The sequence below is a fragment of the Aquitalea sp. ASV11 genome (assembly GCF_016429185.1).
Taxonomy (GTDB): Bacteria; Pseudomonadota; Gammaproteobacteria; order Burkholderiales; family Chromobacteriaceae; genus Aquitalea; species Aquitalea pelogenes.
Window position 1 is genome coordinate 1 of record NZ_JAELUD010000095.1, and the last position, 13,168, is coordinate 13,168.

13 protein-coding genes and 1 pseudogene are annotated in these 13,168 nt (G+C 61.9%); 7 read left to right on the forward strand and 7 right to left on the reverse strand.

Annotation, left to right across the window (positions count from 1 at the left end; all coding sequences use genetic code 11):
• The coding region (gene metH, locus JHD62_RS19700) for a methionine synthase (protein WP_199104310.1) at positions 1 to 2,821 on the reverse strand (2,821 nt) is incomplete at its 3' end.
• A 117-nt stretch (positions 2,822 to 2,938) separates the two neighbouring features.
• On the opposite strand from metH, the gene JHD62_RS19705 reads away from it, so the two are divergent.
• On the forward strand, positions 2,939 to 3,703 hold the full coding sequence (locus JHD62_RS19705; protein WP_199104311.1) for an ABC transporter substrate-binding protein: 765 nt from the start codon (positions 2,939 to 2,941) through the stop codon (positions 3,701 to 3,703).
• A 124-nt stretch (positions 3,704 to 3,827) separates the two neighbouring features.
• Positions 3,828 to 4,397, forward strand: a complete 570-nt coding sequence (locus JHD62_RS19710) for a YqiA/YcfP family alpha/beta fold hydrolase (protein WP_199104312.1) — start codon at positions 3,828 to 3,830, stop codon at positions 4,395 to 4,397.
• On the opposite strand, the gene JHD62_RS19715 is transcribed toward JHD62_RS19710, so the two are convergent.
• Together JHD62_RS19715 and JHD62_RS19720 are read right to left on the reverse strand one after the other, a co-directional pair.
• Positions 4,366 to 5,757, reverse strand: a complete 1,392-nt coding sequence (locus JHD62_RS19715; protein WP_199104313.1) for an ATP-binding protein — start codon at positions 5,755 to 5,757, stop codon at positions 4,366 to 4,368. The genes JHD62_RS19710 and JHD62_RS19715 overlap by 32 nt on opposite strands.
• Entirely contained in the window at positions 5,754 to 6,293 is a 540-nt protein-coding gene (locus tag JHD62_RS19720; RefSeq protein WP_199104314.1) for a heme NO-binding domain-containing protein, read from the reverse strand. The genes JHD62_RS19715 and JHD62_RS19720 overlap by 4 nt, the downstream gene beginning before the upstream one ends.
• A gap of 210 nt (positions 6,294 to 6,503) precedes the next feature.
• Between JHD62_RS19720 and JHD62_RS19725 the strand changes: the two genes are divergently transcribed.
• A complete protein-coding gene (locus JHD62_RS19725; protein WP_199104315.1) occupies positions 6,504 to 7,478 on the forward strand; it encodes a quinone oxidoreductase in 975 nt (324 codons plus the stop codon).
• 232 nt (positions 7,479 to 7,710) lie between these two features.
• Here JHD62_RS19725 and JHD62_RS19730 read toward each other — a convergent pair whose 3' ends face one another.
• The 3 genes from JHD62_RS19730 to JHD62_RS19740 form a co-directional block, all read right to left on the reverse strand.
• Positions 7,711 to 8,091, reverse strand: coding sequence for a hypothetical protein (locus JHD62_RS19730; protein ID WP_199104316.1), 381 nt, complete (start codon positions 8,089 to 8,091; stop codon positions 7,711 to 7,713).
• Positions 8,092 to 8,252: 161 nt separating this feature from the next.
• Positions 8,253 to 8,630, reverse strand: a complete 378-nt coding sequence (locus JHD62_RS19735; RefSeq protein ID WP_052693948.1) for a hypothetical protein — start codon at positions 8,628 to 8,630, stop codon at positions 8,253 to 8,255.
• Between the two features lie 95 nt (positions 8,631 to 8,725).
• The gene (locus JHD62_RS19740; RefSeq protein ID WP_199104317.1) at positions 8,726 to 8,947 is read right to left on the reverse strand and encodes a hypothetical protein; all 222 of its coding nucleotides are present in this window, start codon (positions 8,945 to 8,947) and stop codon (positions 8,726 to 8,728) included.
• Between the two features lie 212 nt (positions 8,948 to 9,159).
• Between JHD62_RS19740 and ompR the strand changes: the two genes are divergently transcribed.
• Both ompR and JHD62_RS19750 read left to right on the forward strand, forming a co-directional pair.
• Positions 9,160 to 9,885, forward strand: coding sequence for a two-component system response regulator OmpR (gene ompR / locus JHD62_RS19745; protein WP_045846341.1), 726 nt, complete (start codon positions 9,160 to 9,162; stop codon positions 9,883 to 9,885).
• A gap of 3 nt (positions 9,886 to 9,888) precedes the next feature.
• Complete coding sequence (locus JHD62_RS19750) at positions 9,889 to 11,211, forward strand: ATP-binding protein (RefSeq protein WP_370541099.1); 1,323 nt, start codon at positions 9,889 to 9,891, stop codon at positions 11,209 to 11,211.
• Positions 11,212 to 11,235: 24 nt separating this feature from the next.
• On the opposite strand, the gene JHD62_RS19755 is transcribed toward JHD62_RS19750, so the two are convergent.
• Positions 11,236 to 12,096 carry a DMT family transporter gene (locus JHD62_RS19755; RefSeq protein WP_045846312.1) on the reverse strand — a complete coding sequence of 287 codons (861 nt, stop codon included), beginning with the start codon at positions 12,094 to 12,096 and terminating at the stop codon, positions 11,236 to 11,238.
• Between the two features lie 172 nt (positions 12,097 to 12,268).
• Here JHD62_RS19755 and JHD62_RS19760 point away from each other — a divergent pair, with 172 nt between their 5' ends.
• Positions 12,269 to 12,676 carry a ribonucleotide reductase subunit alpha gene (locus JHD62_RS19760; RefSeq protein ID WP_199104318.1) on the forward strand — a complete coding sequence of 136 codons (408 nt, stop codon included), beginning with the start codon at positions 12,269 to 12,271 and terminating at the stop codon, positions 12,674 to 12,676.
• 132 nt (positions 12,677 to 12,808) lie between these two features.
• A pseudogene (locus JHD62_RS19765) lies at positions 12,809 to 13,168 on the forward strand (FMN-binding glutamate synthase family protein); the annotation flags it as partial.

Genomic DNA, 13,168 nt, shown 5'->3' on the forward strand with positions numbered 1-13,168 from the left:
CACCCAGCCACTGCGGCTTGGGCGGGGTGTAACTGGCCCAGTCGGTAGCCTGCTTGTTGGCACGCGCGGCCTCCAGGCTCACCACCTTGCGGCTGGCCTTGTTGGCATGGCCTTCGCGGGCACGCTGGTACTCGGCCGCCACTTCGGCCACAAAACCATCGCGCAGGGTGTCGGACAGCAGGTTGGAACACACACCTACCGCACGGCTGGCATCCGGCACATAAATCACCGGATGCTGGTAGTGCGGCGCAATCTTCACTGCGGTATGGACCTTGGAGGTGGTGGCGCCACCAATCAGCAGCGGGATATCAAAGCCCTGGCGCTGCATTTCCTTGGCCACATGGCTCATTTCTTCAAGCGACGGGGTAATCAGGCCGGACAGGCCGATGATATCGGCCTTGTGCTCGCGCGCGGCGTCCAGAATGGTCTGGCACGGCACCATCACGCCCAGGTCGATCACCTTGTAGTTGTTACAGCGCAGCACCACACCGACGATGTTCTTGCCGATGTCGTGCACATCGCCCTTCACCGTGGCCATGATGATGACGCCCTTGGCCGGGGCATCGGCCAGACCGAGGGCAATCTTCTCTTCCTCGATGAAGGGTTCCAGGTGCGCCACGGCGGCCTTCATCACGCGGGCGGATTTCACTACCTGCGGCAGGAACATCTTGCCGGCGCCAAACAGGTCGCCCACCACGTTCATGCCGTCCATCAGCGGGCCTTCGATCACGTGGATCGGGCGTGTGCTCTTGAGACGGACTTCTTCGGTGTCTTCCACGATATAGGTGGTGATGCCCTTGACCAGCGCGTGTTCCAGCCGCTTTTCCACCGGCCACTCGCGCCAGGACAGGTCCTCGCCCTTCTTCTCGCCCGCCGCTTCTCCCTTGAAGCGTTCGGCCAGTGCAATCAGGTGCTCGGTGGCATCGCCGCCATCCTTGGGGGTAAGCATCAGCACCACATCTTCAATGCGTTCGCGCAGCTCCGGGTCTACCTCGTCATACACTTCCAGCGCCCCGGCATTGACGATGCCCATGGTCATGCCGCGCTGGATGGCGTGGTAGAGGAACACAGCGTGAATCGCCTCGCGCACCTTGTTGTTGCCGCGGAAGGAGAAGGACACATTGGACACGCCGCCGGACACCTTGGCATGCGGCAGGTTCTGGTGAATCCAGCCGGTGGCTTCGATGAAATCCAGGCCATAGCGGGCGTGTTCTTCAATGCCAGTAGCCACGGCAAAGATATTGGGGTCGAAGATGATGTCTTCCGGCGGATAACCCACCTCGTCCACCAGGATGCGGTAGCTCTTTTCGCAGATTTCCACCTTGCGGGCGTAGGTGTCGGCCTGGCCTTTTTCGTCGAAGGCCATCACGATCACCGCCGCGCCGTAACGGCGCAGCAGGCGGGCTTGTTCCTTGAACTTGTCCACCCCTTCCTTCATGGAGATGGAGTTGACGATACCCTTGCCCTGAATGCACTTGAGGCCGGCTTCGATCACTTCCCACTTGGAGGAGTCGATCATGATGGGCACGCGGGCGATGTCCGGCTCGGCGGCGATCAGCTTGAGGAAGCGATCCATGGCCGCCAGCGCATCCAGCATGCCCTCGTCCATGTTGATGTCGATGATCTGCGCACCGTTTTCCACCTGCTGGCGTGCCACATCCAGCGCGGTGGCATAGTCGCCGTTCAGGATCAGCTTGGCAAAGGCGCGGCTGCCGGTGACATTGGTACGCTCGCCCACGTTGACGAACAGGTCGTTGTCGCCAATGTTGAACGGCTCCAGCCCGGACAGGCGGCACTTGGCTTCGATCTGCGGCAAACTGCGCGGTGCAATGCCGTCCACCGCAGCGGCAATGGCGGCAATGTGCTCGGGCGTGGTGCCGCAACAGCCGCCGACGATGTTGATCAGGCCGGATTCGGCCCATTCACGCACATAGTCGCCCATGGCTGCCGGTTCCAGGTCGTAACCGCCAAAGGCATTGGGCAGGCCGGCATTGGCATGCACCGACACATAGGTGGCGGACACGCGCGACAGTTCTTCCACATAGGGACGCAGCAGGTCCGGCCCCAGCGCACAGTTGAGGCCGAAGGACATGGCATCGGCGTGCGACAGGCTGTTGTAGAAGGCTTCGGTGGTCTGGCCGGTCAGGGTGCGGCCGGACTGGTCGGTAATGGTGCCGGACACCATGATGGGCAGACGGGCGATGTCCGGGTGATCGTCAAAATACTGGTGGATGGCAAACACTGCCGCCTTGGCGTTCAGTGTGTCGAAAATGGTCTCCACCAGCAGGAAGTCCGCCCCGCCGGCCACCAGGCCGTCAATGGCCTCGGTATAGCTCGTGACCAGTTCGTCAAAGCTGACATTGCGATAACCCGGGTCGTTCACATCCGGGCTGATGCTGGCAGTACGGTTGGTCGGCCCCAGCACGCCGGCACAGAAGCGCGGCCTGGCCGGATTCTTTGCGGTTTGCGCAACACACAGCTCCTTCACCAAGCGGGCCGCCGCGTGGTTGATTTCCCACACCAGGCTTTCCATCCGGTAGTCGGCCATGGCAATCGACGTGGCATTGAAAGTGTTGGTTTCAATGATGTCGGCCCCGGCATCCAGATACGCCTGATGAATGCCGCCAATCACATCCGGCCGGGTCAGCACCAGCAGGTCGTTGTTGCCTTTTACGTCACAGGACCAGTCGGCAAACCGCTCGCCACGGTAATCCGCTTCTTGCAGCGCATGGCGCTGGATCATGGTGCCCATGCCGCCATCCAGGATCAGGATGCGCTGGGACAGCTGGGAAAATACCGGATGCGTGGGTTTTTTGGTCATGGCAAACAGGCTGTATGGTGAAGAACGATAGGTGGCACACTCATGGTGCGGCCGAACAGTTTACCATTGCACTTGGAACTGTCAGACAACTAACTAAGAAGAAGAGAGTACAAGCTTATGGTTGCTTTGAATAAGACTTGGCCGTTACTGCTTGCGGGAGCAGTACTCAGCCTGCCAATCCATGCAGAGGGCATACTGAAGATTGGCGTTTCCGACTCCGATGCACCACCCATCGTGGTGCTGACCCCGGACAACCAGAACCTGGCCAGCGGGCTGATCAAGGAACTGGGCGATGCGCTGGCCGGCGAGCTGGGCATGAAAGCACAGTATGTGGTGATTGCCCGCAAGCGGGTGGAAAGCACCATCGAAACCGGCAAGGTGAATATCGTGTGCAATGCCAACCCGGAATGGTTCGGCAATGCCACGCGGCTGGGCTGGACGCGCGAATTCTATCCACAGATCGAACGGGTGCTGTCGCTCAAGGGCGTACCGGATATCCATCAGGCCGACGAAATGGTGGGCAAGCGCATTGGCACCATCCGCGGTTACAGCTACCCGACGCTGGAGCACCTGTGGGCGGTTGGGCGCACCACGCGGGTGGACGAACCGCGGCTGGACCTGCTGGTGAAATCCTTGCAGAAGAAGCTGACCGACCTGGCCATTTCATCGGAACTGGAAATTGCCTGGTGGGCCAAAACCAATCCGGATGAGGCCCGTCAGTTCAAGCAACATCCGCTTACCGTCACCTACATGCCCACCATGTGCGCCGTTGCGCCGCAATCGCACATCAGCACCGACCGCCTGAATCAGGGCATTGACGCCATGCGTCGCAGCGGCAAGCTCAAATCGATTCTCAAGTCCTACTCCTGGCAGGCCGAATAGCCTTACGCTTCCGGCAAGCTTGCGGTGCATCAAGTTTGTTTCACGTGAAACAGACAATGCTTGCCAAGCCAGACAAAAACGGCAACCCTCTGGGCTTGCCGTTTTTTGATGATGATTTCAATTCATGGATATCGTTTACCTGCACGGATTCAATTCCGGTCCACAATCGCTCAAGGCCGAGGAAACCCGGCGTTTCCTCCAGCAACACGCACCGCAGGTGCAACTGCACTGCCCGCGCCTGTCTTCCCATCCGGCCCAGGCCATTGCCGAGGCGGAAGCGCTCTTGCTGTCCCTGCCGGCAAATACCGCCTTGATCGGCAGTTCGCTGGGGGGCTTCTATGCCACGGTACTGGCTGAAAAACACGGCAGGAAGGCCGCGCTGATCAACCCGGCCATCACCCCGCATCTGGATTTGCAGCGCTATCTGGGCGCGCAAACCAACCCCTATACCGGCGAGCAATACGTGCTGGGCGAGGCCGACATGCAGGCGCTGCGAGACATGCGACCGCAAGGCATTGTCAAGGGTCGTTACTGGTTGTGGCTGGGTAGTGCCGATGCCGTACTGCCCTGGCAGCAGGCATCACGCGGTTATAGCGGTCAACGGCAGACCGTGTTCAACGGTGATGATCACCGGCTGGCACGCTGGCCGGAGTGCCTTCCGGCTACGCTCGCGTGGATGCAGCAGGCGGACTGAGCCGTCCCAGCCCGCGCTGCATGGCGGCGGACAGGCGCTCCAGACTGACCGGTTTGGACAGGAAGTCATCCATGCCGGCCTGCTGGCAGCGCTCGCGGTCTTCATCAAAGGCGTTCGCCGTCAGCGCAATGATGTGTGGTTGCTGCGCCAGCGCGGCCTGACGGATGGCACGGGTGGCATCCAGGCCATCCATTTCCGGCATTTGCATGTCCATCAACACCAGCTCTATCCCGCCCTGACAGACTTGCTCCAGTGCCTGACGTCCATTGGCCGCCAGTTGCACATCGCGGTAGCCCAGCTTGTCCAGCAGCTTGAGGATCAACTTCTGGTTGACCGTATTGTCCTCGGCCACCAGCACCGATACCGGCTGGCTTGATACCGCCACCGGCGCTGCCACCGGCTGCTGTTCCACAGCCTCTTGCGCCGGGGCCGCCACCTTGGTGGCCACCCAGTGGACACTGAAACAACTCCCCTCGCCCGGCGTGCTGCTGACATCAATCCGTCCGCCCATGGCTTCGGCCAGGCGGCGACAAATGGCCAGTCCCAGGCCGGTACCGCCATAGCGGCGGGTGGTGGTGGAATCGGCCTGCTCAAAGGCGGTGAATACCTTGTTCATCTGTTCCGGCGTCATGCCTATGCCGGTATCGCGTACATCCAGCTGCAAGCGCAGCATGTCGAAGGTATCTTCCAGCGGTGCCATCGACACCGTCACCGTAATGCCACCCTGATGGGTGAACTTGATGGCATTGCTCAAGAGATTGCTGGTGATCTGTCGCAGACGGGTGGCGTCCCCCAGCAGCCAAGCGTGGCCGGTCGGGCGCTGCCAGGTGACGGTCAGCCCGGCTTCCATGGCCTTGGGTTCAAACAGGTTGACCACGCTGTCCAGCAGACTGAACAGATTGAACGGCCGCTGCTCCAGCGTGAGCTTGCCGGCATCAATCTTGGACAGGTCCAGAATGTCGTTGATCAGGGCCAGCAGGGAACTGCCGCATTCTTTCAGCGTCGCCACCTGATCGCCCTGCTCGGCTGTCAGCTGGCTATGGGATAACAACTCGGCCATGCCCAGCACACCATTGAGCGGGGTGCGGATTTCATGGCTCATCACCGCCAGGAATTCGGACTTGGCCTTGGCCGCCATTTCGGCCTTGAGCAAGGCTTCGGATAGCTGGGCCATCCGCCATTCAACAATCTTTTCCAACTGGGCTGCCACGGTGGACAGCTCGAAATTGGCGTCATACAAGGCACGGCTACGCTGCTCCAGCAGGCTTTCTGCTTCCTTGCGGGCGGTTTTCTCGCGTAAATAGCGCTTTTGATAGCGCTGCAATTGCTCTTGCAGCCGGGACTCCTCGCTCTGGCTCATAGCAACTCCACTACAAAGCGCACCTCACTACCGTCTGCATTCAATGGCTCTGCGGTGATACGGCCCTGTTCGGAAAAATGATCCAGCGCCCCCTGGATCAGCCCGGTAGCAAGCGATGCCAGACAACGTGGCGAACGGTACAACAGGGTCAGGCAGCGCTCATCGCTGCTGAGCACCTCGATATGTGGCAGTTGCGCATCCGGGTAGAGCTTGTGCACTTCCTGGTGGATGTGTTTTTCGATATTGCTCAACACCATGAATGCATTATTGCAGCCCTGTATGCTGTATGGATACAACTGGGCAAAGCGTCCAAACAGATAATGACCGAATGTGTAGATCAGCACCTGAGGCTCCAGCCCGCTGCGCTGCGACAAGGCCGTCACCAGCGCCACCATTTCGGCAAAAGGATAGCTGCCCACTGCGGTATATGCACCGCCGGACTTGATCTGCGCATCGTCGATGATGTCATCCACCATGTCGGCAGAAAAACGCGCTTCCACCATTTCCATGAATTCGGTAAATACCACGCCTTTCATGTCCTGCCCTTTCCTGTTTCCCGCCCGTCGCACCTTGCCCCTGTATCGCACAGCACAATGTCAGGGATTGATTCAATGTAGAAACAAATACAGCCAAATACCAAGCAGTAACCCTTAAAAAACAGACTGTTCAGCACAAGACGCTTGCCGGTACAAAGCAGGCAGGCGCAGACTCGGCACTTCCTCAATCGGCCAGCCAAGGGAGGCAAGATGAGCCAGGCAATCCGTTTCCATCAACATGGAGGCCCGGAAGTACTGCAACTGGAGGACGTGACGACAGGCCAGCCCGGGCCGGGTGAGGTCCTGCTGCGCCACAGTGCCATCGGCATCAACTTTATCGATACCTACCAGCGTGGCGGCTTGTATCCGGTCTCGCTGCCCAGCGGCCTGGGCAGCGAAGCCGCCGGCACCGTGCTGGCGGTGGGCGAAGGCGTCAGTCAGGTGGCAGTGGGTGACCGGGTGGCCTACGCGGGCGGACCGCTGGGTGCCTACAGCAGCGAACGGCTGATTCCGGCCGCCGTACTGGTGAAACTGCCGGACCATATCAGTGACGAGGTGGCTGCCTGCGCCATGTTGCAGGGCATGACCGTGGAGTACCTGATCCGCCGCACCTTTGCGGTGCAGCCCGGCATGACCGTGCTGTGGCATGCCGCCGCCGGAGGCGTGGGCCAGATTGCCGTGCAATGGCTGCATGCGCTGGGGGTAAACGTGATTGGTACCGTCGGTTCCGCCGCCAAGGGGGAACTGGCGCGACAGCTGGGTTGCCAGCATGTCATCAATTACAACCAGGAAGATGTGGTGGCGCGTGTGCGTGAGATTACCGGCGGGCAAGGCGTGCCGGTGGTTTACGATTCGGTGGGAAAAAGTACTTTCGAAATGTCGCTCAACAGCCTGGCACCGCGCGGCACTTTTGTCAGCTTCGGCAATGCCTCCGGCGCCGTACCGGCCTTCGAGCCGCTGCTGTTGTCACAAAAGGGTTCGCTGTTCTTCACCCGCCCCAAACTGGCTGACTATGTGGCCAGCCGGAGCGAACTGGAGGCCTCTGCCCAGGCGCTGTTTGCCCGCATTGGCGACGGCAGCATCAAGGTGACACCTTCTGCCCGCTATGCACTGGCCGATGCGGCACAGGCACACCGCGACCTGGAAAGCCGCCGCACCACCGGCTCGCTGATCCTGCTGCCCTGAAACCATGCCATCCAGGCTGCTGACAAAGTAATCTGGTTCGATTGCACAGGACCCGGCAAAGCCGGGCCTTACGACCAAGCACCTTATTCCACAGCCTTCCCGTCTAATCCCAATCCCCCCGCCCTTTCCCTGAAAGGGAGCCTCGCTTTCTTTTCAGAAAGCGAGAGGGGGTTTGTCATCAAGTTGAAAAGACCCGGCGCTGCCGGGTCTTTTCGGATAAATCACACCAAGGTTAACGGCGTGGTGCCGGACGACTGGCTGCGGCCGGGGGCGGAATCAGTGCCTTGCGCACACATTCACGGCCCTGCTGGCCGGCGGTTTCGGCACATTGCCATTCGGCAGCGGCACGTTGCTCGCAACGCGCCTTGTTACTGGCGTGACTGCAATCGGCTGCGGGTATGCGCTCGCGCACGCACAGCCGCCGTGCCGCGCCTTCCGTGCCGTCACAAGCCTGTTGAGCCGCCTGCAAGGCCTCGCACTGCCGTGCATCGCGACTACGCTTGCAACTGAGCGCAGGCGTGTATTGTTCGATACAGGCGCGTGCCGCACCGTCAGTCATATCGTTACAGCTGAGCCAGGCCTGGCGATAACTGGCACAGCGCTGTGGTGCCATGGCCCTGTCACAGTCGGGAACTCCCGCCTGGACCAGCGCCGTCGGCAAAAGCAGCAGCCCGATCAAGCAGGACAAGCTGCGCATACGAATCCGTTTTCCCCAAGCTGTGTTCAAAGCCGTGTCCCTGCCACTGGCAATCCCCGGCGCACCATGCAACCGGGTCAATCGTTCTGGTATTGCTCCTGCGCCTTTTGCCGCTTGTCACGCCAGAAATTGCGCTGAGCCGGCGGGGGCGGAGGCGGACGGGAGAAACCATCCGGGCCATACCGCTCCATGCCGTTTCCCGCAGGCGGGGGCAATGGCGGGCCGGGATGCTTGCGCTGCAAACGGCGTGCATCTTCCGGCGACAAGTCACCGGCTTGCACGGCCTCCTTCAGGCGCAGATTACGCAAGCGACGCTCTTCGCCAGCCGGTGGCCGGCCCTGATGCGGAAACTCGGTTGCTCCGTCCTGCATGCCATCCGGGCCCTGTGCAGCTACCGGCAAGGCAAATGCCGTCACCGAAGCAAACAGCAGGACATAAATGGCATGGTACTTCATGGCTGTATTTTAACCTGACATCAGGCCTCCTGCCACGACGATGCTTGGGAATCGGGGCAGAAGGCGGGTGGGATACACGGCAAATGCCGCGGGATTCATTTCTCGTCTGCAGGACGGCGCATGCTGTACGGCGGGCTGACTGCCGGCTCGCCCACGGTGGTGGCAGATGACGTTGCCAGGCTGACCTGGGCATGGGCTTGCTGGCGGGCCTCGCGGATATCCGCACCATTGCCACCGCGTTCATCGGCACGCGCCAGTGCAGGCGCCAGTAGCGCAGACAGGATGACTGTCATGCAAATCAGGGATTTGTTGCTCATGATGTACTCCGGCATACAGGACACAATGGCAGTGTAGGAGCCCGTTTTTGCCCAACCGTGTGCCGTATGTTACCAAATGTTAACTAATGTGAATGGCCATCAGGGTTTAACAGAAATTCATGAAGCCCCATCGCCGCCAGCGCCGAGGCACGTTAAGCTTTGCCATTAGCATGACGGCTGTCACACTCCGCCGCGCCATCAAGGAAAATATCATGGAACACAACAAGATTCTGATCGTCGACGACGACGCCAAGCTGCGCGAACTGCTTACCCGCTATCTGGGCCAGCAAGGCTATGTGGTGGACACCCTGCCGGACGCGCGCGAACTGGACCGCAAACTGGCACGCAACCGCCCCGACCTGATGGTACTGGACGTGATGATGCCGGGTGATGACGGTCTGGCCGTGGTGCGCCGCCTGCGTGCCCAGGGCGAAACCGTGCCAGTAATCATGCTGACCGCGCGCGGTGAAGACGTGGACCGCATCCTGGGACTGGAAATGGGCGCGGACGACTACCTGCCCAAACCGTTCAACCCGCGCGAACTGACCGCACGCATCCAGTCGGTATTGCGCCGCCATCATGCCACGCCGGCGCTGGCCGCCCGGCATGAATCCGACGAAATCATCGAGTTTGGCGACTTCCAGCTCAATCTGGGCCGCCGCGAGCTGCAAAAAAACCAGCAGGTGCTGCCGCTGACCACGGCGGAATTTGCCGTGCTCACCGTACTGGCCACTCATCCGCGCCGCCCGCTCACCCGCGAACAGCTGATGGAAATGGCACTGGGCAAGGGCAATGGCGAATCGCTGGACCGCAGCATCGACGTGCATATTTCCCGCCTGCGCAAGGCACTGGAGGCTGGCGACAGCCCGCTGCGCTTCATCCAGACGGTGTGGGGTTATGGCTATGTCTTTGTGCCTGACGGCAGCGAGCGGGAGTAAGCCGTGCTGCGACGCCTTGCCGGTTCCCTGCTGTTTCGCCTGATCGTGCTGGTGGTGGTGGTGGTGGTCACCACCCAGGTGGTGACGGTCTACATTGCCGCAGGCGAGCGCCACAAGCTGATGGACAAGCAGCTGTATGCCCAGGTGGTGGACACCCTGGCGTTTCTGGAGGGTTCGATGGACAACATGAACCCGGCCCAGCGCACCGCTTTTCTGGCCAGCTACAACCGGCCCGGCCTGCCACGCCTGCTGCCGCAGGAGTCCGCTCCCCGCCAACAGTTTGACAAGGAACTGCCCCGCGTGGCCGACAGCCTGGTCAGCCGGCTGAGCAAGGGCCTGGGAGACACCGTGCACGGCTACATGGTGCACCGCGAAGACCGCAACGAGCTGTGGGTGAACGTGCATGTGCTGGACACACCGTACTGGCTGGTGATTCCGTTTGGCCGCTATAGCGACCGCCCCATTTATTCGCTGATCCAGGCTGCGTTGCTGGCCACCGTGCTGGCCATCCTGCTGGCATCAGTGGTGGCTTGGCGCATCACCCGCCCCATCAGCAAGGTGGTGGATGCCTCGCGCGAGCTGGCAGGCGGCAAGCTGCCACCGCCGCTGGCCGAAGACGGCCCGCGCGAGCTGATTGCCCTGGCGCGCGGCTTCAACCACATGGCCAGCGCGCTGGACAATGCCGCGCGGGAACGCCGGCTGATGCTGGCCGGCCTGTCGCACGACCTGCGTACCCCGCTGACCCGGCTGAAACTGATGCTGGAGCTGCAGGACAGCAGCCCGGACACCCCGGACATGCTGGCGGATATCGACGAGCTGTCGCGCATTGTGCGCCAGTTCATCGACTTTGCCCGCGCCGAGGAATCGGCCCGGCTGGAGCCGGTTGCCCTGGCAGAGCTGGCCGACAGCGTAGTGGCGCGCTTTGGCCGCAGCGGGCTGGATGTCCACCTGGATCGTCTGGCCGAGCCGGAACTGCACGCCGATGCGCTGGCGCTGGAGCGCCTGCTGTCCAATCTGCTGGAAAATGCCCGGCGTTACGGCAAACCGCCAATCCGGGTGGAAGTGGCCAGCCAGGACAATATGGCCACGCTCAGTGTGATCGACCATGGTGCGGGAATTCCGGCAGCGCTGCGCGAATCGGCCCTGGCACCGTTCGAGCGGCTGGCCGAACACCGCGGCACCGATGGCGGCAGCGGCCTTGGGCTGGCCATCGTCTCGCGCGTGGTAAAGCAGCACCACGGACAACTGCGCTTTGTGGATGAGGCTGACGGTGGCTTCCGGGTATGTATCCTGTTGCCACTCACCACTGCAGCAGCTACCGCCTGAAACCGGCTGCAAACGGCTGGAGACTCAGGACCGGGGTCGCCAGCCCAGCAGCAACACTCCGCCCAGAATCAGCACCCCGCCAAGCAGCATCGGCCAGCTGACCGCCTCTTGCAGAAACAAGGCCCCCCACAGCACACCGAATACCGGCACCAGATAGGTCACCGTGCTGGCGCGTGTCGCGCCCAGCCGGTCAATCAGACGGTAGTAGATGAGATAAGCCAGCGAAGTACAGCCCACGGCCAGGGCCAGCACCGCGCCCCACACCATGGGTGAGGGTGCCTGTGCCGGCAGCGAGAACAAGGCCAGTGGTGCCACCAGCACGGCACCGCTGAACAGGCTGCCGGTGGCGGTAACCAGCGGCGGCAGGCCGGGCAACCAGCGCCGCGCCATATGACCGGACCAACCGTAACAGGCAGTGGCCCCCAGCATGGCCAGCACCGGCAGCAGCGACTGCACGTCGAATGCCGCACCACGCCCCAGCATCAACACCAGCACCCCGGCCAAACCCAGCAGCAAGCCCGCGGCGCGCGCAAAGCGCATGCGCTCACCCGCCAGCGGAATGGCCCATAGCGCAGTCATCAACGGGGTGGTGGCATTCAGTACCGATGCTACGCCCGCCGGCAGGCTATGGCTGGCCCAGGCAATCAGGCAGAACGGCAGGGCCGACAGAAACACCCCCACCACGGCAATGCGCAGCCAGTGCTGCCGCCACAGGGGCAGGCCACCGCGCAGCAGCAAGACCGGTAACAGCACCAGCGACGCCAGCGCCAGGCGCAAGGCAATCAGCGGCACAGCGCCCAGTTCGGGTACGGCCACCCGCATGAACAGAAACGAGCCGCCCCACAGGGCCGCCAGCACCACCAGTCCCACCATGTCGCGATTCATCGTCGCGCCTCCCTTGTTGTGATGGCTGTCAGCATAAAGGGGCGGCCCCGACCGCGCATCCGCTTTATTGCGGTCTAATTCCACTGCGCTGCCAGACTAGTTCCTGCGGAGAATGGCCAGCGGCCATGCCGGCAGCCACACTGTGTGCGCCCACCTTGTCGAGTGCCTGACCATGGATATCCACGATTTCAACACCCTGCTGGCTGCCGCCCGCCAGCAGCCTGTCCCGCAACAGCTGCTGCTGGTATTTGCCAAGGCAGTACTGCATGACGACCACCAGCCGCAGGAAGCCGAACGCTTTGCCCGCGGCCAGGGCGGCATCCTGCTGCCCATCATGTGCCTGGACCGCGCAGCCGGAGAGCTGGTGGACTTTGCCAGCCTGCAAGCCGAATCCGCCCGCATGGGCGAGTCGTGGCAAATCGTGTTTGTCGCCTGTCTGGACGGCAGCGCCGGTGGCCCGCCCGCCGCAGCCGATATCGAAGCGGCGCTCAAGCGCATGATCCAGACCATCCAGACCGGTGGCGATGTGTCGCGCTATCTGGCGTTCGATTGCAACGGCGACATCGTGCGCTTTCATTAACACCGTCACTGCGCTGCCATCAGCCATGGCACTGCCCCGGCCTGGGCGCTAAGCTGAACCCGATCAGGCAGGACAAGTCTCAAGCCTTGTCCTGTTCCACATCGCATTCAGCCCACGCCTGCCGGAGCCCGCATGAACCTGTCCCTGCTCAGTCGCTATGCTTTTTTCGCCGCCTGCATCCTGCTCAGCCTGATCGGCCTGGTATTGCACCAGATCGAATGGCTGTGGCCCTTCACCCTCACCGCCATCGCGCTCAGCCTGCTGGGCGTGCTGGACCTCACGCAAACCCGCCACGCCGTGCGGCGCAATTACCCGGTGCTGGGCAATATCCGCTATCTGGTGGAGGCCATCCGCCCGGAAATCCGCCAGTACCTGCTGGAAGCCGATGGCGAGCAGCTGCCCTTCTCGCGTGACCAGCGCTCGCTGGTTTACGCCCGCGCCAAGAACACCCAGGCCGACAAACCCTTCGGCACCCTGCTGGATGTATATGGC